The organism is Halomonas sp. ANAO-440, from assembly GCF_019915905.1.
GTDB classification, from domain to species: domain Bacteria; phylum Pseudomonadota; class Gammaproteobacteria; order Pseudomonadales; family Halomonadaceae; genus Halomonas; species Halomonas chromatireducens.
On sequence record NZ_JAHXBV010000005.1, the window covers coordinates 202,554 to 228,639 of the forward strand.

Consider the following 26,086-nt stretch of genomic DNA (forward strand, 5'->3'; position numbering starts at 1 on the left):
TTGCGCATCCCGCTTGGCTATCATACAGTTGTTTGAAACCTTGACCAGCAGGAGGAGTTCGGCGTGCGCTACCCTCATCTCTTTCGTCCGCTCGACGTGGGCCACCTGACGCTGCCCAACCGGGTGTTGATGGGCTCCATGCATACCAATCTCGAAGAGGCGCCCAATGGCTTCTCCCGCCTGGCGGCCTTCTATGCCGAACGGGCCCGTGAAGGCGTCGGGCTGATCGTCACCGGTGGTATCGCTCCCAACCCCGAGGGCGCCGTCTTTCAGGGTGCGGCAACCCTGGAGCGCAGCGAGCAGGTGGCGAATCACCGTGGCGTGGTCGAAGCGGTGCATGCCGAGGGCGGTCATATTTGCATGCAGATCCTGCACGCCGGTCGCTACGCCTATTCCCCCGAGCTGGTGGCGCCGTCGCCGATCCAGGCCCCCATCAACCCCTTTGCCCCCCGGGAGCTCACCGGTGAGGAGGTCGAAGGCCAGATAGCCGACTATGTGCGCTGTGCCACCCTGGCCCGGGAGGCTGGCTATGACGGCGTCGAGGTGATGGGGTCCGAGGGGTACCTGATCAACCAGTTTCTCTGCCTGCGTACCAACCACCGTAGTGATGAGTGGGGTGGTGCGTTCGACAGTCGCATGCGCTTTGCCGTCGAGATCGTGAAGGGGATCCGCGAGGCAGTGGGTGAGGACTTTCTTATCATCTTCCGCCTGTCGATGATCGATCTGGTGGAGGAGGGCAGCACCTGGGAAGAGGTCGTCACCCTGGGGCGGGCTCTCGAGGCGGCAGGCGTCAACCTGATCAATACCGGTATCGGCTGGCACGAGGCGCGCGTACCCACCATCGTCACCAGCGTGCCGCGGGCGGCCTTCACCGAAGTGACCCGGCGCATGAAGGCGGAACTCAGCGTGCCGCTGATCACCACCAACCGCATCAACATGCCGGACGTGGCCGAGCGGGTGCTGGCCGATGGCCACGCGGACATGGTTTCCATGGCACGACCCTTCCTGGCTGACCCGGCCTGGATCACCAAGGCGGTTGAAGGGCGCAGCGAAGAGATCAACACCTGTATCGCCTGCAACCAGGCGTGTCTCGATCACACCTTCCAGGGCAAGTTGACCTCCTGCCTGGTCAACCCGCAGGCCTGCCACGAGACCGAGCTCGAGATTCTCCCGGCGGAGACAGTACGGGATATCGCCGTGGTCGGCGGCGGGCCGGCGGGCCTGTCGGCTGCCGTCACCGCGGCAAGGCGGGGGCATCGCGTGGTACTGTTCGAGCGCAACAGCGAACTGGGCGGACAGTTCAACCTGGCGCGAAAGATACCGGGCAAGGAGGAGTTCGACGAGACCCTGCGCTACTTCAAGGTCATGCTCGACAAGTATGGTGTCTCAGTGCGACTCAATTGCAGTGCCGATCTCCATACCCTCAAGGGCTTCGATGCCGTGGTGCTGGCCAGCGGCGTCCAGCCCCGCCAACTGACGCTGCCGGGCCAAGATCACCCCAAGGTGCTCAGCTATCCCATGGCCATCCATCATCCGGAGCGCGTCGGCCGCCGGGTGGCGATCATCGGCGCCGGCGGGATCGGTTTCGATGTCGCCGAGCTCCTCACCCATGTTGGCCACCCCGCCATGGACACCGAGGCCTGGTGTGCCGAATGGGGCGTGGATCTCAGCGTCTCCGAACGGGGCGGGATCGCCCCGCCGCAGCGTCCCGATACGCCCCGCCAGGTCTTTCTGCTGCAGCGCAAGGCCTCCAAACCAGGCAAGGGGCTGGGCAAGACCACCGGCTGGGTACACCGTGCCTCGCTGAAGCATCGCGGCGTCGAGACCCTGGCTGGCTGCGAGTACATGGGCATCGATGATCACGGACTCCACATTCGCCAGGATGGCGAGCCGCGACTGCTCGAGGTCGACAGCGTCGTCGTCTGCGCAGGCCAGAACCCGGTGCGCGAACTCCTCGAGCCGCTGCAGGCCTCGGGTATGGAGGTACACATGATCGGCGGCGCCGACGAAGCCGCAGAACTCGATGCCAAGCGCGCCATCGAGCAGGGCACACGGGTCTCGGCCAGTCTTTGAGAAACGCGTAACGGAGCGTCTCAGGGCAGGGTGACCGACATCGAACCGGAAAGCACCAGAGCGATCAGGTCGGCCTGGCGGTGGGTGTCGGTCTTCTGAAAAAGGTTGCGCAGGTGGAAGGCCACCGTGGTGGTGGAGATCGACATGCGCTCGGCAATCTCCTCGCTTCGCAGTCCCTCGGCCAGGGCCAGGGCGATACCGGCTTCGCTCGGGGTAAGCCCAAACAGGCTGGCCAGTATCTGCCGGGGCACCTGAGCGCGTTTTTCCGGGTCCGAGAGCAGCACCACCACCGCTGGTTCATGGGGCGAGCCGTCGGTGCGGCCCAGGGAGCAGGCCAATATCAGCAGGTCGCGACGTTCACCCGGGCGGTTGAGCCGCAGACATGTCACCTTTTCCTCTCCCTCCTGGCTGCTCTTCAGCGCGGCGCGAATGGTCTTGCGCAGGTCCTGGCCGCAGCCGGCGGCGGACAGGCTCTGGCCCAGCTCCAACTGCTCGGTATCCTGCGACAGCCGATGAGCCGCCCGGTTGGCAAAGAGTATCTGTCCGTCTCGCCCCAGCAGGACCATGCCGGGTGCTACCAGGTCGAGGGCTCGTGTGGCGGCAACAAAGGCCTGGCTGCTCGCCTCCTGGCGCAGGTCGGCCATGGCCTGGCGTAGTTCGGTGATTTCCCCGACAGCCTTGCTGCGCATGCGCCTCACCTGGCGCAGCCGGGCATCGATGGTGGCCAGCATGAGGTCGAAGTCCACGGGCTTGACCAGATAGTCGTCTGCACCGGTGCGCTTGCCATCCACCACGTCCCGCGGGTCGGAGAGGGCGGTGAGAAAGATGAACGGGGTGTCGGCCAGGTCGGGGCGGGTATTGCGAATGTCACGCAAGACCTCGTAGCCGTTGCAGTGCGGCATATTGATGTCGCAGAGGATCAGGTCCGGGGCCACGGCGTTGATCTGGTCGATGGCTTCCCGTCCGTCGGCGGCCTCGATGACGGCGTAGCCGGCCTCTTTCAGTTCCTCGCAGATATCCCCCCGCAATTCGGCATGATCCTCGGCGCAGAGAATCAGCGCCGGCATGGCAGTTGCTTGTGGCGTCGGGTCGATCATGGCGCGGCCCCTCCAGCGGCGAGTGGTAGCGTGAGCGTGAAGGTGGTGCCGTCACCCTCCCGGGAGTCCACGGTGATGTCGCCATTCTGGAAGCGGGCCAGATGCCTGGCGATATTCAAGCCCAGGCCGATGCCTGGCATCGCCGCGACATTGCGTGCACGAAAGAAGCGCTCGAAGAGCTGAGGCATGTCCGCCTCCGGTATGCCGATCCCCCTGTCTTGCACAGTGCAGGTGGCGTGTTCGCCGTGGCGGTCGAGCCGAACCGTGATGGGGGCGTCCGGTGCGGAATACTTCAAGGCGTTGGATACCAGGTTGGCAAGGATCTGTTCGATCAGTGCCCTGTCGCAGAGTACGACCAGCGGCGGCGAGGCCATGGACTCCAGTCTGATGCGTCGGGAGCCAGCTGCCTCCTCCTGGAGCTGGCATACCTGCTGGGTGATGGCTGCCAGGTCGCAGGGAGCCGCCTCGGCCTCTACCTGGCCGCCATCCAGCCGTGCGGCGGTCAGCGCGCTTTCCACCAGGCGGGTCATGTGCGCCACGGCGTCACGCAGCCGGGTATAGCGCCGCTGCCGATCCTCGGGCGTCATCTGGTCACCGCGGCGCAGCAGTCGCTGCAGGCCGGAATCGATCACCGCCAGCGGTGTGCGGAACTGGTGCGATACCGTGGCGGCAAAGCTGCGATAGAAGTCGCTGACGCCACGCTGGCGGCGCAGGGCACTCTCCAGCGAGAGGGCGGCCTGCTTGTAGCGGGTGATATCGGCAACCCGCAGCACGTGCCCGCCATCGTCGGTCTGGCGAATCATCATCTGGCGCCAGCCCTGGTCGCGGATTTCCATATCGCATTGCAGGCTGCCATTCAGGGTGGTGCCGAGGGTGTCGCATTGGGTCTCCTCTGGCCGGGTCAACCCGCGTATGTCCCGCAGTATCGAGGCAAGCGGGCGTCCATGCTGAAGGCTGGTAGCCGATATCGGCAGCAGCTCGGCCAGCTGCGGGTTTGCCAGAGCCAGTCGGCCCTCGGCGTCGAAGGCGGCGAATCCATCCGGGGCGGTCTCGATGGCTGCGGCGAGGCGCTGGCGCTCCGCGTCGAGATCCCGCGTCCTGCGCTCCACCTCACCCTCGAGCTCATTGCGATGCTTGGCCAGCGCCTGCTGGGCGCTGGCTCGCTGGCGCAGTGCCGACAGCAGCAGGGCGACCAGCACCAGGCCACTGAGCATGATGCCCACCACCGAGGCAATGACCTGTAGCGTGCTGTCGCGGTGTTCGTCCAGCCTCTCGCCGGTGGCCTCCCACTCCTCGATCATCACCGCATTGGCGATGCGGTTGAGCTGCAGCAGCATGGGCTTGAGCGTGCCATGAATACGGTCGGCGATGTCGATGGTGCCGGGCTGCACCTGCTCCAGCAGTGGTTCGATGGCGTCCAACTGGTCGAATGCCGTGGCAATGTCCTCTCCGAAGCCCAGTCTTGCCAGGTAACGCTGCTGGGGGCCCTCGTCCAGCAGCACCAGGCGGCTGGTCAGTACATCGAACCGCAGGCCGGGGCGTGCAGCGTCGTCTCCCAGGGCGCGGCGGCTGACCGCCTCGTCAAGCCGGTGGCTCGCCACCTGGGCCTGGGTGATCACCCACAGCATGTTGTCGCTGACGTTGGAGCGCATGTCCTGCTCGACCTGGTAGAGCCGCACCAGGGAAAACGTCAGAAAGGCCACGAAGGCCAGAATGACGACCAAGGGGGCAACAAAGGCAGGCATGCGTCGGGTCAGGGGCATCATCGAATTTCGAGACTCTCCAGTTGCCAGACCCAGCGATAGTCGTAGCGGATGTCCTGCAGCTCACCGTGATCATCCCTGGGGTAGACGATCCATAGCGGCCCCTTGTCACGGGGCGTCAGGCGCTCACCGTCCATGCTGTCCGCCACCAGTACCTCGAAGTCGTGGAAATCCTCGAGTGGGATATCCACCACATAGTCGTTCAATGCCGTAGCCACGGCGCTCTCTCCCTGGGCCCCTACGTGAGCCAGGAGGTCGCGCATCAGGAAGCCCTCGAAGTGATTGACTCCATCGGTCACCACGGTCGAGGTATCCAGGGTCTGTCGAGGCAGGGCGTCGAGCATGGTGCGATCGAAGTGAGCTTGGTTGTCGACGTTGGTCTTGCCGATCTCCCCGCTCACTCGCAGCAGTACCGGACCCTCTGGTGCCGGCAGTGGGTCGGCCATGGCCAGCATCACCGGCATCAACAGGGCTCCAGTCAAGCTCAGGCAGGTAAGGCGGCGTCTCATCATGAAAAGCTCCTTGGCGCTCTAGGCAGGATGTAACGGGTTACCAGGCTGTGTCCCCGTTCGTATGAACGGGTGCGGCCCGGTTTCAGCATTCGATGCTGCCCATCGATGACTATAGAGAAACATGGCTTACAGAAAGGAAACATGCGAGGCGTGACGGGATAACCCTGCAAACGCATGGGTCAACCACAGGCAGCGTGCAGTGGCCCTCTCTTGCCATTTTCACTGCATTGACCTCCTGACCCGTCTGTATGAACGGGTACAGCCCGGTCATGGTTGTTCTAGGCTGTCTAGTTAGTAACTACTAGAAACCATGAATTACAAAAATGAAACCTCATGGGCGTCTAACGTTAATCCTCTCTGATGCGTAAGTGGGGCGCCCGCAGTAAAAGGTAAGAGGGGCGCGTCAGTGAAAAAGATTGCGGCAACTACCACCTGCCTGCTGGCACTCTTGATGGTGGATGGCACGGAAGCCTTCCCCAGGATGGTCTTCGAGGAGGAGCCCAACGATACCCCCGAGCAAGCCCAATCGTTCCGTGGTGAAGCCCGCCTGGTGGGCGAGGTGTCGAGCGATGATCGCGACATGTTCCGCTGGGTGCTGGACGATGCCGAAACGGACCGTCTCTGGCAACTCGAGCTGCAGGGTGATTCGCCGGACGGTATCGAGGCACGTTTTTTCTGGCCCGCCGTGGAAGAGCCGGAGCCGAGCGGGGTGGCCGAATTCGGTGCCGCAGAGCCCGAAGAGAGTGCCGACGAGACGACGGAGTTGCTCAGTCTCGGCATCAGCGCCGACCAGCCGAGGCGGCATCGCCAGCAACTGATCGTCCCGCCAGGGGAGCATCTTGTGAGCTTCCTGCCCCAAGGGGAGGGCGGTGAGTACCAGTTGACCTTGACCGAGGCGGGGCGCATGCGCATCCGCGGCCAGGTTGGCCCCGACGAGGCCGATGACCTGGAAGTGACCCCCGGGCGGCTGTGGTTCTTCCACCTTGATGTCGCCGAACATGCCATCCCTCTGGTGCCGGAGGATGAGGCGGCCGAATACCTGTGGCGACTCGATCTGCTCGGCGAGCTGGGCGTGTCGCTGGAGGCCTGGATCGAGAGTGACACCGGTGAACGACTCGCCGAAGTACACGGCGACTCCCCAGTGCAGCAGCAGTGGAGCCGCCTGGATCTCGCCGGGGGAGGGCGCCTGCACCTGCGTAACCCGAAGGGAGATGCCATCGGGCGCGTGGGGCTGGAGCTGGAGGAAGACGGCCAGCGTCCCGCGCCGCGAGACGATGACCCGGAGGCGCAGGAGACGATGGAGGCGGAACCGGAGGCCGTGGCCACCTCGGAAGAGGAGGCTCTGTGGTTTGCCCTCGGCGAAGCCGTGACGCTGGATCTGATTCCCCGCCAGCGCCACTACCTGGCCTTCAGCCTGGATGAGTCAGCGCCCGGCCAGACCCTGGACGTGATTGGCGATACTGACCGCGATATCGATGTCTGTCTCAGTCGCCATGACGACCGCGACCCGGTGTGCCGAGAGGGGCCTGCCGAGTCGCTGTTCGCCCAGATGCAGCTTCCCGCTGGCGACTACCTGCTGCAATTGAGATTGTCCCGGCGCGCCGATGGCCCTGTGCCCACCGAGGTGCGGCTGAGCGAGACGGAACTGCCGGATCGGGACGGCTGGGTGAGCGAACCCAATGACCAGCGTGACTGGGCCGCGGTGCTGAGACCCGGAGTCGTCCGCCAGGGCCGGCTAGAAAGCGGCGATACCGCCTGGTTCGAGTTGCTGGTCGGAGGTGAGACCCAGGTTTGGGAATTCCTGGCGGAGGGCGATCCACTCGAGCGCCTGGCCCTTTACCGTGATGGTGATCGCCGCCCCTTCCTCGACAGCAGGCAGTCTCGCCGCGGTGACCCGCTGCAGCAGCGGCGCTTGAGCCCGGTGCGCCTGCTGCCGGGTCGTTACCAGGTGCGTATCGAGGGGGAAAATACCGATTATCGTCTCCAGGCCGAGCCGCTGGGTCGGCCCCAGCCCGGCAGGGAGATGGAGCCCAACGACACGCCCGAGGAGGCCAATCCGCTATGGCTGGGCGAATCCGTCGAGGGACATTTCCACAGCGAGGATGACGCGGACCATTTCCACTTTCATCTGCCCGGCGAGAACCGCCTGGTGCTGGATGTCGAGCCGCCGTCGGAAGGGCGCCTCGAGGCCCGGCTGTTCTGGCAGGGAAATGAGGTACTGCGCACCCTCGACCTTGAGGAGGCCGCGCGCATCAGTCGGAGGCTGCCCCCCGGGGACTATACGTTGAGGCTCGTCGGGGATGGCCCCTCCCAGGAACCCTACCGCGTCCGGCTGGACATCGGCGATCCCTGGCACCATCAGGGCGCGGTGGGGCTGGTGCGGAATCTCGAGCAGGCGCCCCTGGTCCCCAGGGACGGGGTTATCGATGAAGAGACGGGCGGCGTGGATGATCCAGAGGGCTATCTGCGACTTCCCGTCACCGAGCAGGCGCGTACCCTGCATGTCGAGGCACGGAGCCTCGGCGATCGAGTCCGCTTCGTGAATGCCAAGGGCGATGAGCTCGAGATCAAGGAGACAGACGAGCGGCGCCGCTATGCGGTGACCGTGCCGGCAGGTGAGCAGTGGTACCTCTGGGCCTCCATCAGTCGTCGCATGAGCAGCCTCACGCTGGAGGACCCGGCGCAGCCGTACGCACCGGAGACGGCGCCCATCACTGCCGAGCTGGAAAGTGAGAGCGCTCGCCTCCCACCCTTCCTGCCCCATGCCCAGCGCCTCGAGGCCCGCCTGACGGTCCGCAATGAGGGAGAGGAATCCCTGACGCTGCCCCTGAAGGCCCACGCCAGCCATTCGGGCTGGTCGCTCGACGGGTTGCCCGAGTCACTCTCCCTGGCCCCCGGGGAGGGGCGTGAAGTACCCCTGACCTGGACCCTGCCGCCCGAGATGCTGGAGAGCGATCCACTGTCGCTCTTCGTGGCGGTGGGCGAGCACAGTGTGCGGCATGACCTGATAGTGGACCCGTCGATGGCGGCGCTGGATCCGCAACCGGCGCTCCCCGTCCCCGAATCGCTCGATGGAATGGTCGACCTGGCCTGGAGTGCCCTGGGGGCGCACTTCGTCGACGCCGAGAGCGGCGAGCCGGACAGTGACCTGGCTGGCCTCGTCAGTGACGGGCACTTCCTGCTCGACGGTATGGCCAGTGCCGCCAGCTCCATCGAGGTCGACGCCGACCCCGGTGAGGCCTTGCCGCCGATCCGCCTGGCCGGTGAGGGAGGCATGGTGCATGGCCTGGCCTTCAATCAGCGCTCGCTGCACGATCACAGCTATCGGTGGCGGAAGGTCGAGATCGCCTTGGGCGAGTCCCGGAATACGCTGGAGACCCGGATGACCGTCGAGCTGGACAGCCGTGACGGCGAGCAGTTCTTCCCCCTTGATGCCCCGGTTGAGGCGCGCTACGTACAGCTGCGCCCTCTGGCGATCTTCCTCGAAGAGGGCGAGCGCCGACGCTCCCGCCATGGCAGCGGCGAGCTGCGTGTGCTTGGGGAGCCTTCCGGAGAGCTGGCCGAACGGCGTCATGACCTGCTGGATCGCGACCTGGGCGGGCACTGGCTATACACCCTGCCGGATATCGACAGCCTCTATGGCTTCCAGGGGCAGCGCTACACCCATCGAGGCGTGACCGGCGAGCGCGGGGTGCGTCGGGGACAGCGTATCAGTGACGAGCGCATCGAGATGGTCTTCGCCTTCCTCCAGCATCGGGCGGCGCGGATCGACGAACTGCGCTGGATCGAGAACCTCGACTGGGACGGCCTGCCGGTGGAGGAGGTTTCGGTATACACCTCCCTCGAGTCACCGGTGGGCCCCTGGGAGCACCGGGCCGACTGGACCCTGGAGCGTGACGGTGAGGGTCAGGCAATTCTCTCGCTGCCTGACGCGCCGCGGGCTCGCTACCTGCGCCTGGTATTCGATGAGCCCGCCGTGCCCGAGGACGAGCGCCGAGCCAGCTGGCGGATTCCCGAGGCCCTGCAGGCCTTCGAGGCAGATGCCCTGGGCAGCGGTCGTTCGGTTCTCGGCCACTGGGGACTGGACAAGCCTCGTGGGCCGCTGGAAGTGGAGCAGGGCGGTGACGGCCTCAGGGTGCGAGAGATCGAGGACTCCGATAGCCACGCCGGGGCCCCCTATTCCCTGGCGGATCGAGTGGTGGGGCGGGTCGATGAGCCGGGGGATACCCGTCATTATCGGGTGAGCCTTGATGCACCGGACAATACCCTGGCCTTCGAGCTCGAGGAGCCGGCTCGGGATCGCCTCGTGGTCACCCTCAGCAATGCCGATGGTGAAACGGTGCCTCTCGACTGGTCATCGGTCGGCGGGGGGCGCCGTCAGGCCGAGGCGGTGGATATCCCTGCCGGGGATTATCGTCTCACGGTCAGCGAGCCGCCGCGCTCCATCGTCTTCCTGTGGGATGGCAGCGGCAGTATTTCCGAGCACCAGCCGGCGATCTACCAGGCACTGAACCGCTTCGCCGAGGGGTTGGAGCCCGGCAAGGAGGTATTCAACATGCTGCCCCTGGGAGGCCCCCTGCTGATCAATGGCTGGGCTGACCACCCTTCCCAGGTTGCCCAGACCCTCGCCGCCTATGACGACGACTTCAATAGCTCGAATTCGGAGCCCGCCCTCGAACTGGCCAGCCGCGCCCTGGCCCAGCGGGAGGGGCAGCGGGCGATCTTCCTGATTACCGATGCCGAGCAGACCGGTCGCGACCTGGAGGCCTGGGAGACCCTGGCCCGGGTTCGGCCGCGGGTCTTCACCCTGGAGATCACCCATGGTTCCAGCCGGGACACCGAGGTGAATCGCTGGTACCAGAACCAGATGCTGAGCTGGGCCCAGATCGCCGACGGGCGCTATCGCTATACCGTGGATCGTACCGACCTGATTCGCGGCTTCGAGGCGGGCATGCGTGAGCTGCGCCAGCCCAGCGAGTTCGCGCTGGCGGTGGAGCGGCGCTACCAGGAGCCACCCGAGCCCGGCAGCCTGAGGGTGGTCAGCGCCGACCCCGAACAGCCGGCGGTGGCCGGCGGAGTGGTGCATCTGATCTTCGATGCCTCGGGCTCCATGCTGCGCCAGATGGAGGGCGGACGGCGCATCGAGGTGGCGCGGCGCATCGTTCAGCAGACCCTGGACGAGCGCATTCCGGAGCAGGTGCCGGTTGCGCTGCGTGCCTACGGCCATACCGAGCCCCATAGCTGCGAGACCGAGCTGCTGGTCGAGCCCCGTGCGGATAATCACGACGAGGTGCGCGAAGTGGTCTCAGGTATCCAGGCCATCAACCTGGCACGTACGCCGTTGGCCGCCTCGTTGGATGCCGTACTCGATGACCTTTCCGATTTCGCGGATCAGCCTCGCCTGGTGGTGATGCTTACCGACGGTGAGGAGACCTGTGACGGCGATGTGGCCGCCTCCGTGGAGGCACTGATCGAGGAGGGGGTGGACGTGCGCCTCAATATCGTCGGCTTCCATATCGACGAGATCGGCCTTCAGGCCGAGTTCGAGCGCTTTGCCGCCCGTGGCGGCGGCGAGTACTTCGATAGCCAAGACGGCGATGAGTTGATTGCCGGCCTGTCCCAGGCCTTGGCGGCCACCTGGCGGGTACTGGACAGTGATGGGAGCGAAGTCGCCCGGGGACGGGTGGATGACGCATCCATCGAGCTGGACGTAGGTGAGTACGAGTTGGTGGTGGTGACTCAGGAGGGTGAGCGGAGCAAGACCTTCCAGGTGGCGCCCAGCCAGTCCGTCGAGCTGGGACTTTGATCCGGGAGCAGGAAATGGCGATGACGACAGCCTGTCGTGACGGCAACAGGTGCCTCAGGGGCGGAATGGCAATGATCAGCCTGCTGGCTGTGGTGCTGTTGGCGTCTCTGGTAAGCGGTGCGTCGGCCTACGCTTACCCCCGAACCCTGGTGGCCGAACCCCTGGCTGAGGGCATGCCGCCTTCCCAGGGCTTTCGCGGGGCAGCACGTATCCTGGGAGAGCTGGCCGAGGGAGAGCGGCACGCCTTCACCTGGTCGATCGATGACCGTGAGGTGGGTTACCTGTGGCAGATATCGCTGCGCGCCACCATCGCTGAGCGATTGCGGGTCAGTCTGCACGCTGTCCAGGCGTCGGCAGGGCAAGGGGAACCGCAGGGTGTGACGACGTTTGGCGAGGCGCCGACGACGTCGACATTTGGCACCGCCGATGAGGCTTCGGGCGACGCGTCGCATGCGTCTGACCCTGCCGCCGCTGAGGGGCGCGCGACCGAGAAGCCGCTGCTGACCCTTGAGGCCACGCCCGATACCGCCGGTGATCGCGTTACCTCCCTGCTGGTGTCCCATGGCGACTATCGGATCGAAGTCGAGACTCAGGGAGGGCAGGGCGAATACCAGCTGACCGTTGAGCCTGCCGGTGAGGTCAGCCTGCATGGCACGGCAGACGCGCCATCGAATGCCGATGCCCTGGTCGTGGGCCCGGGCCGCGACTGGTTCTATCAGCTCAATGCATCGCGCCTGCAGCTCCCTCTTGAGATTGATGAGAACGACGCCCGGCTCTGGCGACTCTCCCTGCTGACCGAACTTGGCCATGCGGTAAGGGCGCAGCCGGTGGATGCATCGGACGAGCCCCTGGTGGCGTCCACGGGGCCTCTGCCGATGAAGCAACAATGGGACCAACTGGCCCTGGAAGAAGGCGCCGCACTGGCCCTGGCGCGTGATGAGGAAGGTGAGGCCATCGGCCGGGTGCGGGTGCGCCTCGAGCCGGGCGAGGCCCTTCCGGAGCCGGCGCCTGAGCCGGTGGCAGCGACACGGGAAGACGCTCTGGCTCTGCCGGCCCAGGCCACTCAAGAGCTTGAGCTGCTGCCCGGTCAGCGTAGCTACCTGGCCTTTGAGCTCAACGATGAAGAGGCTCAAGGGCAGGGCTGGGCGCTGGATCTGCTTGGCCCGGAGGATCCGCCGATCGAAGCGTGCCTGGCGGATGCCCTGGGTCAGGAGGCGATCTGCCGCACGGGCCCGCGGGAGTCGCTCTTCGATCGTCTGCGCCTCGACCCTGGCCGTCACTACCTGGCGCTGACACCGTCAGAGCAGACGGAAGAGGCTGGCGTCGCGGTGGAGGTGATTCGCCGATCCGTTCCTCGGCACACTTCACAGGAAGTGGCGGAGCCCAACGACAGCCGCGAGGTGGCAACCGCCTTATCGCCAGAGCAAGAATTACAGGGCACCTTCAATGGCCCGCGAAAGGGGGTTTTCCGGCTCGAGGTGCCGCGCTCGGATCAGGTGTGGCGCATTGTGGCCAGTGGCGATGGCCTGGAGGACCTTCGCCTCTACCAGTCCGGCCATTCGGGGCGCTCCCATTTCGCCAGATCCCAGGCCTACGGGCCTGTAGGTGAAAAGGAAGGCCTCGGTTTTTCTCGTCTCGATCTGATGGCGGGCACCTATTACCTGGAGCTCTCCGGGAGCGACAGTGACTATCGAATCCTTGCCGAGCGTCTGGAAGCCGATGAAGAAGGCTGGGAGCGCGAGCCCAATGACACCCGCGGCCAGGCCAATGCGTTGACTTTCGGAGCGGTCATGCGTGGCGACCTTCACGACGCCTCCGACGAGGACTGGTATCGGTTCACCCTGCCAGGCGACAACCGTATACGGCTGAAGATTACCCCGCCCGATGCCGGAAGTGTTCAGCCCATTCTCTACCGGGACGAAGAGCGTATTGCCGCCGTGCATCCACGTCGCGCACTGGATACATCGCCGCTGATACTCACCGGTCGGCTGCCGGCCGGTGACTACTATCTCTGGCTGGGAGATCGGGAGCCAGCCGGTCCTTATCGAATCCGGCTGGATCTGCAGGCGCCCTGGGAACCGCTTGCGGGGCATGCCATGGCGACACGCCAGGAACTGGCTGTCGAGCCGCCACCTGACGGTCGCATTGAGCTTCCCCACAGCGGATTGGGTAGCGACTATCAGTGGTTCCGTCTCCCGGTGGGCGATAGCCCCAGAGAAGTGAGAATCAAGCGGCTGGGGGACAATCGACTGAGCCGCGCCCATGTCGAGCTGATCGATGAGCAGGGTGATGTACTACCGGTTCGAGAGGTCGAGACGCAGCGTGACGACGCCGAAGCCGTGGCGGCACAGATTCCCGCCCGGGCAAAGGTCTACCTGCGAGCCAGCAGCGCGCGCCTGGGGCATATCGACCTGATCCTCGAGGATCCCCTGCTCGCAGAACGACAGGCCGAATCGCAGAGGCACCACGATGCCATCGAAGCCCGCTTCGAGGCAGACGGGCCCCTGACCGCCTGGCATGACGCTCCCCAGCGGCTGGAAAGCCGACTGGTGCTGAGCAACGGCGCCGAGGCGCCGGTGACCTTGCCGCTCGAGGCCCACGCCAGCCATGCCGGCTGGCGCATTGACGCGCTGCCCGACACCCTTACCCTGGATCCCGGCGAGGAGGTCGTTCTGACCCCGGCCTGGACGCTGCCGGCCGGACTGGATGACGAGGCGCCGGTGTCACTCTTCATCGGCGTTGCGGGCCAGACGCTAGAGGCGACCCTCGCTGTCGGGAGCACCGATACCGAAGCCGGCGTCAGCCTGGGGGACGCGGCCCTGCGCGACCGGGCTCAAGGGCTGGTGGACCTGGCCTGGTGGGGTCTTGGTGCCTACTTCGAAGACCCCGACAGCGGGGAGCCGATCATTGATGATGCCACAAGCGGCTGGGGTACCCATCGCGTGGCTTCCGAGCCCCGGCTGGTGCATCTTATCGACGGCATGAGCTCGATGGGTAGCCATCTGCGCTATCGCGGGGAGCCGGGTGAGGCCCTGCCCCCCCTGCGCCTGGCCGGCGACGGTGGCGACGTCGAGATGCTGGTGATCAACCAGCGTTCAGGCCAGCCCCCAGAGCACCGCTGGCGCGAGCTCGAGGTGTCGCTGGGCGACACTCCCGATGACCTGGAGGTGGTCACCACCCTCGAGCTTGACGCCGCCGACGGCGAGCAGTTCTTCGCCCTGGGGTCTTCCCGCCAGGCTCGCTACCTGGGGCTGCGTCCTCTCGGTTTCTGGGGGGAGACGGGGCGGCTGGAAGACACCGGCATCGGGCAGCTTCGTGTGCTGGGCGAGCCCGCTGATGAACTGGCGCGTCAGCGCCCTGATCTGCTGGCGGATCGGCGCGGTGGGCATTGGATCACTACGCGGCCCGAGGTTCCCGCCCTGAACGAGATGACCCTGCCGGAGCGCAATGCGTTCCAGGCCCATGGTGCCCATGGGGATCGCCTTGGGCGAGGCCTGGCGCGTGGCGGCGAATGGCAGCCGGGCGGCGTATCGCTGGTCTTCGGCTTCCTGCAGCAGCGTGCGGCAAGGCTCGGGGAGTTGGGCTGGCAGGAGGCGCCTGAACACCGCGGTCAGCCCATCGAGACGGTAAGGGTCTATTCCAGCACCGAAAGCCCGGTTGGCCCCTGGCAGCATCAGGCGGACTGGCACCTCGAGCGCGATGCACAGGGGCTGGCCGAGCTGACCCTGGACACCCCTGTCTGGGCGCGCTATCTGCGCCTCGAGGTGCTGATGCCCGAGCCGGACCCGGAACAGGCTGAGCGTCGCTGGCGGCTGCCTGCCGAGATCCGTGCCCATGAGGCGGAACCGTTGGGCGGCGGCGAATCGATCCTGGCCTACTGGCCGGAGCAAGGCAGGGAAGGGCAGGCGGGACCCTATGAGCTGACGTTGAGCGAAGAAGCGCTTCCGGAAGCGGTGGACGATGATGCCAGTCATCCCGACGTGCCCCGGCGGCTGGAGGAGCGCATCACCGGACGCCTGGCGCAGCCGAATGATACTCGCAGCTATCGGGTGAGGATCGAGGAGGGGCACAACACCCTGGTGGTGCGGCTGCGTGAGACGCTACGCGGCAGGATCCAGGCCAGCCTGGTAGCGCCCGATGGAGAGACGCAGTCTTTCGACTGGCAGCGCGAGCCCGAGGGGTGGCGCCGCGGCGAGGCCGTTGGCCTTCCCCCCGGGGAGTATCGCCTGGACATCACCGAGCCTGCTCGGGCCATCGCCTTCCTGTGGGATGCCAGCGGCAGCCTGGAAGCGCTTCAGGCGCCGATTCTGCAGGCTATCAACCGCTTTGCCGAAGGGCTCGACCCCGACCAGGAAGTCGCCAACCTGATGCCGCTAGGCGGGCCCATGCTGCTCGATGAGTGGAGCGGGGAGCCGCGCATTCTGCGCCATACCCTGGCTGCCTACGACGGACGCTTCGAGAGTTCCGATGCCGAGCCGGCGCTTCAGAGCGCGACGCGCGCATTGGAGGCGCTGGACCGGGAAAGGGTCATCTTCCTGATCACCGATGCCGAGCAGATGGGACGGGCTATCAGTGTCTGGGACGACCTGGAGCGGGTACAGCCGCGTATCTTCACCCTGGAGATTTCCCATGGGCAGCAGCGTCTGGCCAGCGAGACACGCTGGTACCAGAACCAGATGCGCAGCTGGGCCAATGTGGGGGGCGGTCGGTATGCCTATACCCTGGACCGGGGCGATCTTGTGCGGGCCTTCGAGGTCGGCATGCAGGAGGTTCGTCAGCCCACGACCTTTGCCCTGGAGGTGACATCCCGTTACCAGGAGCCACCCGAGCCCGGCAGCCTCAGGGTGGTCAGCGCCGACCCAGAACAGCCGGCGGTGGCCGGCGGAGTGGTGCATCTGATCTTCGATGCCTCGGGCTCCATGCTGCGACAGATGGAGGGCGGGCGGCGCATCGAGGTGGCGCGACGCATCGTCCAGCAGGTACTCGATGAGCGCATTCCGGAGCAGGTACCGGTTGCGCTGCGTGCCTACGGCCATACCGAGCCCCATAGCTGCGAGACCGAGCTGCTGGTCGAGCCCCGTGCGGGTAACCACGACGAGGTGCGCGAAGTGGTCTCAGGTATCCAGGCCATCAACCTGGCACGTACGCCGTTGGCCGCCTCCATCGATGCGGTACTGGAGGACCTTTCGGGCTACGAGGACCAGCGGCGCCTGGTGGTGATGCTCACCGACGGTGAAGAGACCTGCGACGGCGATGTGGCCGCCTCCGTGGAGGCCCTGATCGAGGAGGGGGTGGACGTGCGCCTCAATATCGTCGGCTTCCATATCGGCGAGATCGGCCTGCAGGCCGAGTTCGAGCGCTTCGCTGCCCAAGGCGGCGGCGAGTACTTCGATAGCCACGACGGTGACGAGCTGATTGCCGGTCTGTCCCAGGCCTTGGCTGCCACCTGGCGGGTGCTGGACAGTGATGGGAGCGAGGTCGCCCGGGGACGGGTGGATGACGTCCCCATCGAACTGGGCGTGGGCGAGTACGAGCTGTTGGTGGAGACCCAGAGCGGGGAGTGGCGCCAAGCCTTCGAGATTGGCCCCCGTGAGGACAAGAACCTGGAGGTGAGCGGTGAAGACTAGACTCTGGTGGCTGCTGGTGATGATGTCGTTGAGCCCGCTGGTCTCGGCGAATCAGATGTGCCTGGGAACGGCGGGCATGGATAAGAGCCATTCACGCTACCTGGAGCAGCGGATCGTGACGCTGGATCGCGCCGTTCGTGAGGCTTATACCGAGCTGCCCTGGCAGGAGCTGAACGTCGGACAGGCGCAGCAGGCGCTGGGTGTGGAGCCCCGAGCCCTCTTCGAGTGGGTGCGTGATGAGACTCGCTGGCTGCCCTATGCAGGAGAGCTGCGCGGGGCGGACGGGGTGATGCAGGATCGTATGGGCTCCAGCCTGGATCGTGCCCTGCTGCTGGCGGCGCTGATGGAAGAGGCCGGACACACCGTGCGCCTGGTCCGGACCGACCTGTCCGAGGAGGCCCTGAAGCGCCTCGAGTCGACCTGGGCCGGCGAACCGGTGGCCAGGCGGCCGGATGGCCCCATCGAGATGGACCTCTCGGACGCGTCCATCAAGGCCCTGGCCGAGCGGCTCGAGAGTGACCCCGACGCCATCGCCGAGTCGCTGCGGGAACAGCGGGAGGCGGCCGAAACGCGACAGGCGCGGCTGCTGGCCGACGGTCGCCAACAGGCCAAGGCGCTGGAGGCGTTGCTGGACGGGACCCTGGAGGCAGTTGATGGCACGGATGCTGCCCCGACGCATCACTGGTGGGTGCAACAACGCACAAGCGATGGCTGGGCGGACTTCGACCCTGCGCTTCCGCAGCAGGCCGCCGGTGAGCGCCTGGTCGCCGAAGGGGAGGTCGAGCATGTATACCCGGAGGCGCTGCCCGACGACGTCCGGCACTGGTTGACCGTCGAAGTGGTGGCGGAGCAGCTCCATGATGACCGCCTGAGCGAGGCGGTAGCCTTCTCCCACCGGCTGCCTGCTGCCGAACTGCTGGGGCAGCAACTGCACCTGGAGCTCTACCCCATGGCGCTACCGTCACCCCAGGCGCTGCTTGATGGCAGTCATGAACTGGATGCCCTGCCTGGCGCGCTGTTCGACCAGGAGCAGTGGGTGCCCTATCTGCGCCTGGGTGACAGCCTGGAGCGCCAGGACGGCATCATGGCCGACGGTAGTGTCGTCGACCTCGGCTCGGAGGCCGGCATGGCCGGTGCCTTTGGCGAAGCCAGCAGTGCCCTGGGCGAGGTGGGCATCGGTGGACTCGGTGCCGATGAACCGGACACCCCGCCGGAGCTGACGGCCGTGATGGTGCGCTTCCATGTCGAGGCGCCGGGCCGAGAGACCGACATCGTAGAGCGCCCCATGATGGATCTGATCGGCCCCGCACGTCGCGCCGCGGGCGTCGAGGCCTTCGAGTTCGATGATGCCCTGCGCGAGCAGCGTGCCGTCGAACTGCTGAGCACCCTGGAGGTGCTCGGACAGAGTACCTGGGTGCCCCCCGCGCAGCTGGCCGCCTGGCGCTACGAGGGGCTGATGGACAATCGGCAGTCGGCCTTGGCCGGGGCTTACCTGGGTGCCCAACGTGATGACAGCTTTATCGGCGAGGCGCTGGAAGCGCGCAGCACCCGCCGCTCCTCGCTGGACCAGCTCGCCGCCATGCGGCTGGCCTACAGTCCGCACCCCGAGAGGGTCGCGCTGACGCGCCTCAACCTGCTGGGCTATGTGACGCTGATGGAGTTCAAGGGGGGGGAGTATCGGCGCCGTGAGGGCTTCGACATCCTCGATAATCGGATTGCGGTGCCTGACGGTGATGCGGTGGCCGAGACCCGGCTGGCCCAGGGGGCATTGGATACTCTGCTGGAGGCCGAGCTCGCGGTGGAAGCGCGTGCGGCCCTGGGCAACACTGCTCGCGCCTTCCTGCACGACCTCGGCGAGGGAGTCGACTGGCGTCGCGTGGACAGCCTGGACGGCTTGGCGGACCTCGACTGGCAACTGGATGCCGACCTCAAGGCGCACTTCGCGACGCACCTGAACACGGGGCAGGTGCTGCTGCTGCCCGACCCGCCGGCTCGGGAAGAGGCGCCCACCTGGTGGCAGCTGGACCCCGCCACCGGTGACCTGCTCGGCTACGGGCGAGACCGACGTGGGCAGTACATCGAGGGGATTCTGACGTTGATGAGTGCAGGCGATAGTGCCATGGGCGCGGTGGGCATGGTGCAGAGCATCTGGGACTGCCTGTTTACCTCGAGCGATCCGCTCTGCTGCACCCAGGATGCCGCCGCCCAGGAGATGATTGGTCGCGCCGTCAGCGCCGGCTTGGGCGGTCTCGCCGAGGCCCATGACATCAACATCATCATAGGGCGCGAACTCATCTCCGGAGGGGCCTTCGACCGGCTCAATTCAGCGGGCATCAGCAAGGCGGCCGGTGATGTGGCCGGCGCCGGCGCCGAGTTCATCGTGGATTCCTGGGGCCGCTGCAACTGAGGAGACATCAATGAAACAGCCAAGCATGCGCAAGGCCGCACTGGGCATGACGGGGCTGCTGGTCCTGGTCGGACTGGTTGCGACGAAGCCTGCGGCGGCTCAGCCGCCCTGCGTCGAGGCGGTGCAGGAGCGACTCCCCGCATCGGGCTGCAACCGCGCTTTCACCCTGCACGTCAAGGAGATGGCCTTCAGCGATGAGCTGAACGGCCGGACGCCGCCGCCCGGCCAACGCTGGATCACCCTGGAGGTACGCTTTGACAGCTGGATGCCCAGCGACCTGGTGTTCGGTCTGGGCTATCCGGAGCCGTTGCTGGTGGCCTCGCTTGCACGCCAGCTTTATCTGCTGGTGGACGACCGGCAGGTGGTGCGGTCGACCCTGTCGGAGGCATCGGACCTGGAGGATGAGTTCGTTCTGCCTCGATCCGGCGACCGGCGCCAGGGCCAGGTCGCCTTCGCTGTGCCCGATGAGCCTCTGTCTCAACTCTCGCTGCATTACTACCACGACCAGTATGCGCCCATCGTCGTGCCACTTCTCGGCGAGCGTGCCCAGCCCGACGAGGAGCGCGATGCGGCGAGTCGGCAGGAGGGCCACGACCTCTTCTCGCTGGGCGTTCACGGTGTCAGTCGGCATGAACGCTGGCATGGCGAGTCGGCTCCCGAAGGCATGCAGTGGCTGGTGGTGGACCTGCGCGGCCAGGGGGAGTGGCGCACGCCGGTTGACGCTCGGGCGCTGGATGCGTCCGCCGAGTCCGGCGCCGAGGTCTCGCTGCGCCGGGTCATGGAGTATATCGAGGCCCCGCGGCTGCTGCAGGCGGTAGTCGACGGTAGCCATGCTTACGTGCGCGATCTTGAACTCAGCACCCTGGCGGGAGACCCCGCCCTGCTGCCCGATGCCTGGGCCGGCGGCCAGGCGGTGTTCCCGGTGCCGAAGGATGCCGAAAGCGTGGAACTCATTGCCTATATGCCGGAGTTTCGCGGCACCAATATCTCTTCGGAGATCCGCCCCAGCCTGCGCTACCTGCTGAAGGGAGAGGCCGTCACCGGGATGATCGGTGAGGCCCTCGTCGACATCGAGGATGGCCCCATCCGCTTTCGGGTGCATGGCCTTGAGTTTCCAGATGAATTTGCCGGCCATCTGGCCGGCGAGGAGGAGAGCCTGCTGCTGGTGGAGGCCTCGATGACGAATCTCAGCGGGGTGGGCGGCATGATGCCGGTCAGCCAGCGGCTGAGCCCGAGGGGGGGGGAAGGAGAACTGGTCGCAGCCTATCAGCGCGGTCCTCTCGTGCTCGAGGAGCCCTTCTGGCTGCCTGCCGATGATGAGCCTCGTCACTTCAAGCTGCTCTACCGCTTCGAGTCACCTGCTGAAACATATGAGTTCGAGTATGGCGGTGTCTCGGTCACCGAGCGGGTCAGGCTTCCCGTGGAGCCCTGACCCTGTTATTTCAATTCAGGTCTGGAGGGAGACATGACAGCCGATACACTTCGCCAGCCCGGCATCAAGGAGCGCGTTGCCCAGCTGGGCTACCTGCTCAAGCACACCTTTGCTCTCGTGGGCCGCGATCCGGGGATCCTCAGACCCTGGGTCCGCATGTCCATCTACGGGGTCGTGATGGTCACCCTGTTCTTCACCAGCGTGATCTTCCTGTGGGTGAGCAATGGCGACATCGGCACCCCGGCGCTGCTGCTGGCGCTCATGATGTTCCTCTACAAGTACTTCTATTACGCCCGTCAGGAGCTGCGGCAGAGCTGGCTGGTGAGTGAGGCCCTTCAGGGGCATAAGCGGTCCGCCGCGGAGGCCAAGGCCAAAGTCAAGTCGCTCAAGGGAACCGCCAGGTGGATCGCCCTGTTCGATATGGTGTTCAACGGCTTGCTGAGCTGGGCCGTACGCCTGCGCATTGGTCCCATGGGCGTCCTGATGGCGCTGCTGTTGAAAGGCGTCCGCGAAGGCTGGGATCTGATCAACCACTACCTGCTGCCTTCGGTGGTCGTAGACGGCCATGGCATTCGCGAGAGCGTGTCGCGCATGGGGCGGCTCAAGGATAACGTGCCCGAGACGCTGGCCGGGGTATTCGGGATCGATATCGCGGCCCGAGCGGTGGGCACCATCATGCTGCCGGTCTATGCGCTGATGCTGCTGGCAGGACTGTTGGTCGGCATCTGGGTGGGGGACAGCCTGCCGGGCTACTATCTCGGCGATCCCCTGGCGGGCAAGGCGCTGGCGGGTGCCGGGCCGCTTCCGGAGACCCTGCCCATCTCGGCCCTGCCCATCTTCATTGCCTTGGGTGCTGCCAAGCTGATCAGCGTGGTGCTGGAGCGTATGGCCACTTCGGTCAAGGTGATCTACTTCTCGATCTTCTATATGCGCATCACCCACGCCGACGACATCGTTCCGGAGATCCGCGACGAGTTGGAAGCCTATCTGCGCATGGAGGCAGAGGAGCCCGCTCCGGTGGTGGTCCCCGGTACCCAGAAGGGCTAGATGCCCATGCTCTTGCCGGTTCACAACAAGATACAAGCAAGCCCAGTGGGGGAAGCACCATGTGGCACTTCCTTTCACACAAGGCAACCATGAGTCGCTTGAAGCTGACCGCCTTCTGGCTGTCGCCGACCATGGCAGGGGAGATGGATGACCGGCCACCGTCGGACATGCTGCTCGAAATGGTCGTTCCTACTCTCTGTATGCTACCGCCCGCGGACATGGCCGATGAGCAGGTCATCGCCATGATGGGGAGCACTGACTTCAGGAGGTGAAGATGGCACATCGCAATTCATATGACGCACGGACCCGTGCAGGCGTCTGGGGCCGGGCTTTCGTTCTTGGGTTGGTGGCAGGTGGCTGGCTTGTCCCCGCTATGGGAAACACGACGCCGGACTGGACGGGGGCCGAGCTGCTGCATGAGTTCGAGCTCGAGGGAGAGAGCGTCGAGCGCTTGGCGCTGTCACCGGATGGCGATCGTGTTGCGATTGCCGCACATGGGAATCTCGAAATACGCGAGGCGTCGACCGGTGAGCTGGTTCATCAGTTGGAGGGCCACCACTCTCCGGAGGTGGACCGGCCGCTGCCTGTCACCGGGCTGGCCTTCAGCCCCGATGGCGGGAGCCTGGTGAGCGCCAGCTGGAATCCGGGCGTGGCGGCCGACGCGTCGCTCATGCTATGGGATCTGGCTACGGGCAAGCTGCGTCGTGCCCTGGCCGGAGGACAGGGGTGTCGCGAGGTCGCCTTCTCCGACGATGGTGCCAGCGTATGGGCTGCCTGCGGTGCAGACGTGCAGCGCTATGTACTGGAGACGGGTCTTGTGGTCGAGCGGGCGGAGTCTTTCCCTGCCGAACTGCAGCATGGGCCTGATGCCGAAACCGCGGCAGATGCGCTGCCGATGCCCAGGCAGGGCCCTGCCCATGCGCTGGCCTTGAGCCAGGACGGCATGCGGCTGGCCTGGGCGGGAAAGCCGCCGACCTTCCCCGCACCGCTAGTGCGAGTGTGGCAGGCCGAAGCATCTCCGGCAGATGGCGCACTGCCGGCCAACGACTATCAGCTCATCGAGCTGCCAGAGGTGGAAGCGACTGACGATCCAGTGGCTCTGGCGCGAAGCCACTACGGCATGCGCGAGTTCAACCCGGTCACCGTGGAGACGGTCACCCAGCGTATGCGCCAGGACGGCGATATCCTGGTCACCCTGAGCCTGGAGGGCCTCAAGGATGATTCGGTTCGTGCCATTCGTTACCGGCTGCTGTTTTCTCCTGCGGCCGATGGGCGCTGGCAGCTCGGTGAAGTCGGGCGACAGCAGCAGTGCCGACGAGGGCCCACCGAGCCGGATACCTGGACCACGGCGCTATGCCATTGATACCGGCCGGCGTCGGCTGGGAGCGGCACTCCCCCTCCAAACGAACGGGGTCACGTCGCCCCAGCCTGGCTAACCTAGTGGGATCAGCCGATAGCATTAGCGCTAAACAACGACAACACTCATCCTCAGCAGGGGGCGACATGTGGGATTTCAAGATTGGCCAGGCCCTTGGCCTGATGCTGAAGACAATGCCTTTCATTCTCTTCCGCCTTGCCGTCTACTTCGGCGTAGCACTGGCCTACGTACTGATGACCGGTGTCGGTGCCGGCGTGGGGTGGGGCGTCGGGGGCCTGGGCGACGAGGGCTTCCGCGCCGCTTCCACCTTCTGGGGCGGCGTCGTCGGCTTCGGGATCGTCGGCGCCATCATGTACATTCTGCGTGAGTACCTGCTGTATATGGTAAAGGCGGGCCATATTGCCGTGCTGGTGGAGCTGATGGACGGCAAGCCGCTGCCCCAGGGACGTGGCCAGATCGAGCATGCCAGCACCGTGGTGAAGGCGCGCTTTGCCCAGGCCAGCGTGCTGTTCGGCGTGGACCAGCTGATCAAGGGCGTGCTGCGTGCCATTACCGGCCTGGCTCGCGGGATATTCCGGCTGCTGCCGATTCCCGGCGCCCGTCAGTTCCTCCGGCTCGTTGAAATGTTCCTGCGCATCGCCGTGGGCTTCATCGACGAGGTGATCCTGGCCTACTGCATTCGCACCCGCTCCGACAACGCCTGGGCTTCCTCCCGTGATGCGCTCGTGCTCTACGGTCAGAATGCCAAGCCGATGCTGAAGAATGCCGCCTGGCTGGCACTGATCGTCTACGGCCTCTCTTTCCTGGTCTTCCTGGTCATGCTGGCGCCCGCTGCCCTGGTGGCCTATCTCATTCCTGGTGGCTGGTCGGCGACCGGGGTCATCGTCGCACTGCTGTTCGCCTGGAGCGTCAAGGTGGCGGTACTGGAGCCCTTTGCCATCACCTGCATGATGCAGGCGTATTTCAAGGCCATCGAAGGCCAGCAGCCGGATGCCGAGTGGGAGGCCAAGCTGGATGGCATGTCGGCCAAGTTCCGCAAACTGAAGCTGCGTGCCACTCAGACGACGACAGGTGACGACGCGCAAGGAGCAGAAGCTGCGCGGTGACACCGCGTGGCCGGGAAATGCGCTGAGAGCAGAACAATAAGGCATTAAGGTGCGATATGAGCATGAATCGGGGAAGCCAAGGTACATTGCTGGCAGGTATGGCGCTTGTCGGCCTGGGGTTGTTGACGGCATGCAATGATGAATCCGCTTCCAGTGCCGTGCAGTCAGACAACGGCGCTTCGCAGCAGGGCGGTGTGCAAAGCAACGGCGACGGTGAGCTTGCTGGCCTGCTGGAGAGTGTGGAAAGCGGCGAGTCGATGATCAGCATCAGCGGTGCCGCCACCTCGACAGGTGAGTACACCACGGCGGATGACCCGCGCTACGGCGGTGTCAGCAACGATATCTTTCGGCCTGCGCTGGGAGGTGGCTCATCCCGTCGAGGCAGCAATGCCGAAGGGCCGTATGTCATTTCAATCTACACCGATGCGACCCACGAAGATGACCCTGACAATGTTGTGCGTGCCTGGGTCTCGCTGGTGCTGCCGGCAGACGCCGAGGCAGGAAAGCGCTACGAGGTGGCGAGTTTCGCCGACGCCGAGGACCACCAGGTGCAAGCCCATGTTCGGGGTGACGGCATGGGGTGGTCATTCTCGCGGCAGGTCTCGGGCAGTGTTTACCTGGAATCGTTCGGGGAAAGGGTCAGTGCTGCCTGGCAGTTGGAGGCCGCCGATGGGCGTGGCGAGGAGGCAGGCCGAGTGACGAGCGAAGGGGCGGTCAGGGAACTGCCGCTGACGCTGCAGTCCGAGGCGGAATATGAGCTCACCGTCAACGGGGATACCGAGTCAGCCCTGTCCCGTATCACCGGTCGCGACAACATGCTGATCATCGGCAATGGGATCTATCTCTACCTGCCTGAAGGGGCGACAGCCGGCAGCTACCCGGTTCAGGCAGATCGGGATGACGACGCCGTGCGCGCCCAGTTCTCCCGGCATGACATCGAGGAGGTCAGCGGAGAGCTGACACTGGTGGCCAACGGCGAGCGCTACGATGCCGAGTTCCACATTGATGCCAGTGGGGAGGATGAGGTGGCGCTGGCCGGCGATCTGCGCTGGTTTGTGCTGAATGAGGAGTGAGCCGGCGACCTGAAACGGTTGACGCATGGGTAGGAAGGACAGGGTAGGACGGGATAGGAAAGACGGGGTGGGCAAGCCTGGATAGGCAAGATTGGGTAGACAAAACAACGAGGAAAACGAATATGCGCAGCAAACGCTCTCTTGGTGTTGTCCTGCTGGGTGCCACGCTGGCAATGCCATTCACCGCTTCAGCGCTGGCCGATGAGGTCGTCGAACAGATCGAACTGGGTCTCGAGCTGTATCAAGAGGAGGATTATGGCGGTGCGGTCACCGAGCTGGAGTTCGCCATCAACGACATTCGCAAGCTGCTCTCGGGACGCATTGCCGAAACCTTCCCCGACGCCCCCGAGGGCTGGACCGCAGGTGAAGCTGAATCCGCCGGCGGTGGCGGCGCGGCGGCCCTGATGGGGGGCGGTGGTTCCATGCTGCAGCGCAACTATCGCGAGGACGAAGGGGAGGGACGCCTGGAAGCGTCTTTGATGATCGACAACCCCATGGTCCAGGGCATGGCTGCGATGTTCAACAATCCCGCCATGATCGCTGCCCAGCCCAACATGGAGCGTGTTCGCATGGGACGCGAGTCTGCCATCGTCAAATGGGAGGCGGATCGCTCCCGGGTCGAGGCGACGCTGCTGCTCGACGGACGGATCCTGATGCAGGTCAAGGGGCAGGGAATCGATTCGCCCGATGTCGCCGTCGATCTGCTCAAGGCCTGGGACCTGGCCGAGGTGCGTGCAAGGGCGGCACGGTAAAGCCGGCTGCCAC

At 65.5% G+C, this 26,086-nt stretch carries 14 protein-coding genes; 11 read left to right on the plus strand and 3 right to left on the minus strand.

Annotated features, from left to right (window positions below; all coding sequences use genetic code 11):
• The first annotated feature begins 63 nt into the window (after positions 1–63).
• Positions 64–2,073, plus strand: coding sequence for an FAD-dependent oxidoreductase (locus KZO25_RS06055; RefSeq protein WP_223136281.1), 2,010 nt, complete (start codon positions 64–66; stop codon positions 2,071–2,073).
• 20 nt (positions 2,074–2,093) lie between these two features.
• Here the strand turns inward: KZO25_RS06055 and KZO25_RS06060 are convergent, their stop codons facing one another.
• The 3 genes from KZO25_RS06060 to KZO25_RS06070 are packed head-to-tail and all read right to left on the minus strand — an operon-like array spanning position 2,094 to position 5,445.
• Positions 2,094–3,170 (minus strand): response regulator, encoded by a 1,077-nt coding sequence (locus KZO25_RS06060; protein WP_223136282.1) that lies wholly within the window; start codon positions 3,168–3,170, stop codon positions 2,094–2,096.
• Entirely contained in the window at positions 3,167–4,936 is a 1,770-nt protein-coding gene (locus KZO25_RS06065; protein ID WP_223136283.1) for a sensor histidine kinase, read from the minus strand. The genes KZO25_RS06060 and KZO25_RS06065 overlap by 4 nt, the downstream gene beginning before the upstream one ends.
• Entirely contained in the window at positions 4,933–5,445 is a 513-nt protein-coding gene (locus KZO25_RS06070) for a molybdopterin-dependent oxidoreductase (protein WP_223136284.1), read from the minus strand. The genes KZO25_RS06065 and KZO25_RS06070 overlap by 4 nt, the downstream gene beginning before the upstream one ends.
• Positions 5,446–5,851: 406 nt before the next feature.
• Here KZO25_RS06070 and KZO25_RS20150 point away from each other — a divergent pair, with 406 nt between their 5' ends.
• From KZO25_RS20150 to KZO25_RS06120, 10 genes are all read left to right on the plus strand, one after another.
• A complete protein-coding gene (locus KZO25_RS20150) occupies positions 5,852–11,251 on the plus strand; it encodes a VWA domain-containing protein (protein ID WP_223136285.1) in 5,400 nt (1,799 codons plus the stop codon).
• Positions 11,252–11,271: 20 nt separating this feature from the next.
• The gene (locus tag KZO25_RS06080) at positions 11,272–16,878 is read left to right on the plus strand and encodes a vWA domain-containing protein (RefSeq protein WP_223136286.1); all 5,607 of its coding nucleotides are present in this window, start codon (positions 11,272–11,274) and stop codon (positions 16,876–16,878) included.
• Complete coding sequence (locus tag KZO25_RS06085) at positions 16,868–19,285, plus strand: hypothetical protein (protein WP_223136287.1); 2,418 nt, start codon at positions 16,868–16,870, stop codon at positions 19,283–19,285. Before KZO25_RS06080 ends, KZO25_RS06085 begins: the two co-directional genes overlap by 11 nt.
• A 10-nt stretch (positions 19,286–19,295) precedes the next feature.
• On the plus strand, positions 19,296–20,717 hold the full coding sequence (locus KZO25_RS06090; protein ID WP_223136288.1) for a hypothetical protein: 1,422 nt from the start codon (positions 19,296–19,298) through the stop codon (positions 20,715–20,717).
• A gap of 33 nt (positions 20,718–20,750) precedes the next feature.
• Complete coding sequence (locus KZO25_RS06095; protein WP_223136289.1) at positions 20,751–21,764, plus strand: hypothetical protein; 1,014 nt, start codon at positions 20,751–20,753, stop codon at positions 21,762–21,764.
• A gap of 59 nt (positions 21,765–21,823) precedes the next feature.
• Positions 21,824–22,036, plus strand: coding sequence for a hypothetical protein (locus KZO25_RS06100; RefSeq protein WP_223136290.1), 213 nt, complete (start codon positions 21,824–21,826; stop codon positions 22,034–22,036).
• 2 nt (positions 22,037–22,038) lie between these two features.
• Positions 22,039–23,127 (plus strand): WD40 repeat domain-containing protein, encoded by a 1,089-nt coding sequence (locus tag KZO25_RS06105; RefSeq protein ID WP_223136291.1) that lies wholly within the window; start codon positions 22,039–22,041, stop codon positions 23,125–23,127.
• A 140-nt stretch (positions 23,128–23,267) separates the two neighbouring features.
• Positions 23,268–24,248, plus strand: coding sequence for a hypothetical protein (locus KZO25_RS06110; protein ID WP_066451638.1), 981 nt, complete (start codon positions 23,268–23,270; stop codon positions 24,246–24,248).
• 62 nt (positions 24,249–24,310) lie between these two features.
• On the plus strand, positions 24,311–25,321 hold the full coding sequence (locus KZO25_RS06115; protein ID WP_144439690.1) for a hypothetical protein: 1,011 nt from the start codon (positions 24,311–24,313) through the stop codon (positions 25,319–25,321).
• A gap of 122 nt (positions 25,322–25,443) precedes the next feature.
• Entirely contained in the window at positions 25,444–26,073 is a 630-nt protein-coding gene (locus KZO25_RS06120) for a hypothetical protein (protein ID WP_262488865.1), read from the plus strand.
• Positions 26,074–26,086 lie beyond the last annotated feature (13 nt).

Bases quoted from the DNA above. Each gene is read 5' to 3' on its own strand.
- KZO25_RS06060 (WP_223136282.1), bottom strand. From the start codon at position 3,170: ATGATCGACCCGACGCCACAAGCAACTGCCATGCCGGCGCTGATTCTC.
- KZO25_RS06065 (WP_223136283.1), bottom strand. From the start codon at position 4,936: ATGATGCCCCTGACCCGACGCATGCCTGCCTTTGTTGCCCCCTTGGTC.
- KZO25_RS06070 (WP_223136284.1), bottom strand. From the start codon at position 5,445: ATGATGAGACGCCGCCTTACCTGCCTGAGCTTGACTGGAGCCCTGTTG.
- KZO25_RS06080 (WP_223136286.1), top strand. From the start codon at position 11,272: ATGACGACAGCCTGTCGTGACGGCAACAGGTGCCTCAGGGGCGGAATG.
- KZO25_RS06090 (WP_223136288.1), top strand. From the start codon at position 19,296: ATGAAACAGCCAAGCATGCGCAAGGCCGCACTGGGCATGACGGGGCTG.
- KZO25_RS06095 (WP_223136289.1), top strand. From the start codon at position 20,751: ATGACAGCCGATACACTTCGCCAGCCCGGCATCAAGGAGCGCGTTGCC.
- KZO25_RS06100 (WP_223136290.1), top strand. From the start codon at position 21,824: ATGTGGCACTTCCTTTCACACAAGGCAACCATGAGTCGCTTGAAGCTG.
- KZO25_RS06105 (WP_223136291.1), top strand. From the start codon at position 22,039: ATGGCACATCGCAATTCATATGACGCACGGACCCGTGCAGGCGTCTGG.
- KZO25_RS06110 (WP_066451638.1), top strand. From the start codon at position 23,268: ATGTGGGATTTCAAGATTGGCCAGGCCCTTGGCCTGATGCTGAAGACA.
- KZO25_RS06115 (WP_144439690.1), top strand. From the start codon at position 24,311: ATGAATCGGGGAAGCCAAGGTACATTGCTGGCAGGTATGGCGCTTGTC.
- KZO25_RS06120 (WP_262488865.1), top strand. From the start codon at position 25,444: ATGCGCAGCAAACGCTCTCTTGGTGTTGTCCTGCTGGGTGCCACGCTG.